Here is a 5,902-nt window from a genome sequence, read left to right on the forward strand (position 1 = left end):
GAGAAACAAGAGTTATTAGAAGCGCTTCGTGATAAAAAAGCTGTTCCGTTAGAAAGTCAATCTGTCGTACACTTCTTCTTTCCGTTCACTTTCTAACGGAACAGCTTTTTTATCACGAAGCGCTTCTAATAACTCTTGTTTCTCTTCTTGAACTGGTTCTGGTGCAAGTAAATCTTTTCCTTCAACAACTTCTACTTTCCAGCTAGCACTATATTCATAAATTTCGCCTGGAATATTTCCTTGTCCTAATTCAAGAAGCATTTCACTATCACGGTGTCTATATAAGGAAGGTGCAATCCAGTCTAAGTAGCAAGACGCTCCGGCACGWATATGGTCTGGTAATAACCATTCACTATGCTCTCTTGCATCGAGCCATTTTTCCATTTCTTTATTKGCATCTTTAACYGTTCCAATTAAAATTAACTTCTCTTTYGCACGYGTTAACGCTACGTATARYACGCGCATTTCTTCCGCAATTAATTCCATCTTCATTTTACGCTTAATCGCTAGTTGCGATAATGTCGTATATTTAATTCGTTTACGAGGATCGATAAATTGTGAACCGAAACCGAAATCTTTATGAAGTAAGAAACGCTTCATTAAATCTTGTGTATTAAAACGGCGACCAAGTCCAGCTACAAATACGACTGGGAACTCTAGCCCTTTACTTTTATGAATCGTCATAATGCGAACAACATCTTCTTGTTCTCCAAGAGCTCTCGCTGTTCCCATATCATCTCCGCGTTCTAAAATCCGCTCAATAAAGCGCAAGAAGCGGAATAATCCTCTAAACGATGTTGCTTCATATTGTCTTGCGCGGTCATATAGTACGCGTAAGTTTGCCTGCCTTTGCTTTCCGGCTGGTAAACCGCCGACAAAGTCGTAATAGCCTGTCTCACCGTACACTTTCCAAATTAAATCAGAAAGAGATTGTTGACGCGCAAATTCACGCCACCCTTGCAGTAAGTTATAAAACCACTCTAATTTATCATGCAGTTCTTGTTCTTCTTCAAGCGGCGCTCCCTTTAAGAATGAGCTCATCACTTCATAAAACGAGCCTTTCTTTCCATGAGCACGAAGCGTCGCAAGTTCTTCGTCATTTAGTCCAACGATCGGTGAACGAAGTACAGCTGCAAGCGGAATATCTTGCATCGGGTTATCAATGACGCGGAATACGTTCATCATAATATTTACTTCTGTCGCTTCAAAGTAACCAGTCGCAAGGTCAGCATATACCGGAATTCCTTGTAGTTTTAACTCTTCCATAATTTGCGGCGCCCATGGCATGGAGCGAAGTAAAATAACGAAATCACGATATTGCACTGGGCGCATACTATCRGTTTTWCGATCATACACTTCATAGCCTGAATCGACCATTGCTTTAATACGCTGCGCCATAAGACGAGCTTCAAGCTGCGCTTTTTCTACTTCGGCACCTTCTTCACCGTCTTGCACTTCTTCCTCAGTTTGCTGAATACATAATAGCTCTGCCGCTACATCTTCACCTTCTGGATAGCTAGCACCTAGCTTTAATTCAGCGTCAGCATCATAATCGATTTCGCCGACTTCTTCGCCCATAATTTGTTTGAAAATAAAGTTCGTACCTGCTASCACTTCATGACGGCTACGGAAGTTTTTCGCTAAGTCAATCTTCATTCCGCCGCCCGATCCTTCTTGTGTGAAACGTTTATATTTTCCTAAAAATAAACCAGGCTCTGCTAGTCGGAAACGATAGATTGACTGTTTTACGTCACCAACCATGAACAAGTTTCCTTCACTCTCAGAATCTTTCGTTACGAATTTAATAATTGATTCCTGTACGAAGTTCGTATCTTGATATTCATCAACTAGTACTTCAGCAAATTTATTACGATATTGAAGCGCTACTGCTGATGGCTTCATTTCACCACCTTCACTTTGCTCGCTTAAAATTTGCAAACAGAAATGCTCTAAATCTGGGAAATCGACCATTCCTTTATCTCGCTTAATCGCTTGGAAACGCTCYGTAAATACTTTTACAAGCTTCACGAGTTTTTCTAATACAGGATGCATATCTTGAAAATCTCGTAAGAAACTTTCGGGTCTGCGGCTAAATAGCTCTTCTTGTAATTTCTTCACTTCATCTTTCGCTTTATTACGAAGAGAATCTACTTGTTTTACAACATCTTCGTTGTAATCACTTTTTTTAATACGCTTTAACGTTTGCCACGATACATTTTGCATCGCTTCATAAACGCTTGTCCACGATCCACGCGCTGCTGAGGATAACGTTCCAAGTAAAGCTAAATCCGCTTGTAAAGTTTCAACGCGAGGCGCTGGACCATCAGGAAGCATTGCGAGTTCAGTCGCCTTACGAATATGCTTTTCCGCTGTTTCAAGCTGGAATTTTACATCTTCTAATAAGTAAGAAGCGTACACTAAATCTTCAATCGTCTTTCCTTCAACGTCGTATGCTTCTACTAATTTATCAAGCCACTTCTCCGGGTTTGGATGCGCTCTTGATTCTGTATGAAGCGCTAAAATCATTCGTTGTAAGTCATCGTCACTACGGTCACTCGTATAACGATCAACTAGTTCAAAGAAAATACTATTATCTTCGATTCCATATTCTTCTTCTAATATGTCATCTAGCACTTCTTCTTTTAATAACTCATTTTCTGTTTGGTTCGCAATACGAAAACGAGGATCGACATCAAGCATGTAATAATATCCTCTAATAACTTGTAAACAAAATGAATGAATTGTAGAAATGGAAGCTTTATTTAATAAGCTAAGCTGCTTTCTTATATGCTGTGAACCTGGCCCATCAATTAATACTTTTTCTAACGCTTCCCCAATTCGATTTTTCATTTCTTGCGCCGCTGCATTCGTAAATGTTACAACGAGCAGGCGGTCGACATCGACTGGATTTTCCTCACTTATAATCTTTTTAATAATACGTTCAACTAATACCGCTGTTTTCCCTGATCCAGCTGCCGCTGCRACTAAAATATCACGTCCGTTCGCTACAACCGCTTTCCACTGGTCATCTGTCCATTGACTACCTTCTGGTTTCTGAGGCCAATTTTCTATCATTCTCCGCCAACCTCCTCTCTAATTTTCTCCATCGCTTCGCTATCTTTCATATCTTTTAACGTACGGAATTGGTTATCTTCAAGTGATTCATCAAAYTGACAAACAGATTTGAAGTTACAGAACGTACATGCCGCTTTATTCCCCTTTTTGTAAGGAGCAATATCGATAACACCTTCTGTAATGTCTTTTCCGATATTTTCAAACGAGTGGTGTACATATTTTTGAAGTACGTTAAACTCTTGTTCACTTGCAATGCTAGAACGCGCACTAAAACTACCATCTTTTTTCAGACCAGCAGAAATAATATCAGAGCTTCCTGTTGAAAGTTTATTATCCATTAAACGCACAACGTCAGCATCTCCTAGTACGAGACCTTTCATTTTAAATTTCTTTAAAATTTCTTTCTCAATTTCTTCTTCAGATGCATCGCCTTTCATCTCAACAATTGGGTTATGAATATGGAAATACAATACACCCGCCGGTGATGCAGTACTGCCCTTTTTCATCCACGTATGTGCATTTGAAGTAACAACATCTAAATACGTTAACATTTGAAGTGCGAGTCCGTAATACACTTCYGTTAAATCTAACGCTTTCGAACTTGATTTATAATCAATAATACGAAGGAACGTACCACTCTCATCTTCCGCCTTATCAACACGGTCAATACGGCCAACTACTTCCATCTTCACACCATTTGGCAACGCAAATTCCATTGGCGGAAGAGATCCAGTCCCGCCCATACCGAACGGTACTTCTAAATCAACTGGTACAAATCCACTCGACTTCGCATGTTCACGAAGAATAAGTGACGTACGGAAAATGATTTGTTGTAGTTTTTGCTTTAAATAGAAATGACGGTTCGAACTTAATAAAATTTGTCTTTGTAATAACGGTGCAATTTCTTCTATTACTAAAGCAGAAAGGYGTTCACACTCTTTTATTGATAAATCCGCCCAAGTCCGATTTTCACGTAATAGCTTGTCTGCAATTCTCTTCAGCGCTGCATGGAATAATTCACCGATATCTGGCGCATCAAGTTTAAAAATATCACGCTCTCTTAGCGATAAACCGTGCTGAGCAAAATGAGCGTACGCACAGCGATTAAATAGTTCCATACGAGAAACGCTTCCCTTAATTGTATCTCCATATAAATCCCTACTTACATCTGTACTTAGTTTCTGTGCACGATTTCGGTAGAATAAACTTGATAACACACGGCTACTTTTTTGCTTCCATTCATCTGAAGTAACGTAGAAGTTATATACGTCCCACCAAAAGTCTAAATTCCCTTCAAATCCGTATCGCTTCCACGTTTGCAGTTGCTGCATGACATAAGACAACGTTACTTCTGGCGTTGCTACATATGAGATTTGTTCCGAACGCGATAAGTCATTTACATCATTCGTAATAAACGATTCTTTCACATCAGGGAACATTCTTTTTATTTTTTTAATAAAACTAGAAGCAAGTAACGTCTTTCCTTCTTCATCCGCAAGCGGACAGGAAATGTATAACTTCTCAGATGCTCTCGTCACCATTTGATACATAACGAACTGTTCTTCTAATAAAGTTTGTCTCGTCGTTGGTGCTAATTCGATACCTGCAGCGGTGAGAACATTTCTTTCCTCATCAGAAAGCATCCCTTCATCCATAGGCGCTGCTGGAATCACTCCTTCATTTACTCCAATAATGAACGTCGCTTTAATATCTGATAATCTAGAATGATCAATRTTAGCAACTAACACTTGATCTAGTGACGGCGGAATGTTCGCAAATTGAAGTGCCTCAAGACCTGTCGACATAACCTCCGTAAACATTGAAAGGGACATCTTCTCTTCGCCAAGCATCTCAACGAACGTATCAAGAAGATTCATCACTTCTTCCCATACTTGCTCATGGTCTGTCGCAAATAAGAAATCTCCATTTTCTTCTGCACGAACACGTAATTCTTCTAGTTTTTTCGGAACGTCAAGCTCCTCTAAAAATAAATATACCGCTTCGCACATCTGCATAACTGTTCCAGCACGCTTCAGTCTTTTTTGCATACGAATAACTGGCGTTCTTACAACGTCGCGAAGTCGATTTATTTTCTCTTCCATTTCACGCTCACTGTCTGTTATCATTTCGCTCGCATCATCAAGAGAACGATAACGACGATACATCCACGGATCTTCAGAAGTCCATCTCTTCCCTTGTACACCGTACGCTAAACAGTAGTTTTCAAACTCATCCATCTCTTCGCGCATCACTTCTTTTCTTACATCTAATGGATATAAAAGCTCTGTTTTCACGCAGCGGAATACTGCATCATAACGCCAATTCCCGCTAATAATCTCGAGTGCAGAACGAATACATTCTACTAGCGGATGATGTGACATTGGGCGTTTTTCATCGATGAAATGCGGGATATTATAATCCGTAAATAACGTTCGCATTACGTCGTAATAACTTTCTCCGTTACGAAGAAGGACTGCGATATCTCGGTAACGATAGTCTTCAGTCGCCACAAGTCTTCTAATTTCACGAGCTACACCTTCTACTTCAGCTCGTAAATTAGCTGCTGTACTAATTGTTACACTCGCTTCACCATGATACTTTTCATTCGGACGCGCTTCATAATGCGTTTCTAAATGAGCTAATGCTGGAGAATGAAAACGCGGTTGTTCCATAAGTGGAATTGTTTTTTCGATTTCTATTTTCTCTTCACGCGCTACTTGTTTTATTTTTTCATACGTTAAYGTCGTTTCATAAAATAAATCTAGTTCATTCACTGGCTGCGCTAACGTTTTTTCATCTATCGTTAATGTTATTGTTACTCTTGTTC

Annotated in this window: 1 protein-coding gene and 1 pseudogene; both read right to left on the bottom strand. The window is 39.7% G+C overall.

Going from position 1 to position 5,902, the window contains the following annotated elements:
• Window positions 1–57: 57 nt before the first annotated feature.
• Window positions 58–3,075: pseudogene (gene addA / locus AC1DJR_RS14910) on the bottom strand (helicase-exonuclease AddAB subunit AddA); the annotation flags it as partial.
• On the bottom strand, window positions 3,072–5,902 hold a 2,831-nt coding region (gene addB / locus AC1DJR_RS14915), incomplete at its 5' end, for a helicase-exonuclease AddAB subunit AddB (protein ID WP_477002911.1). The gene addB and the pseudogene addA, both read right to left, overlap by 4 nt.

This window comes from Bacillus sp. 05T31 (genome assembly GCF_056396725.1).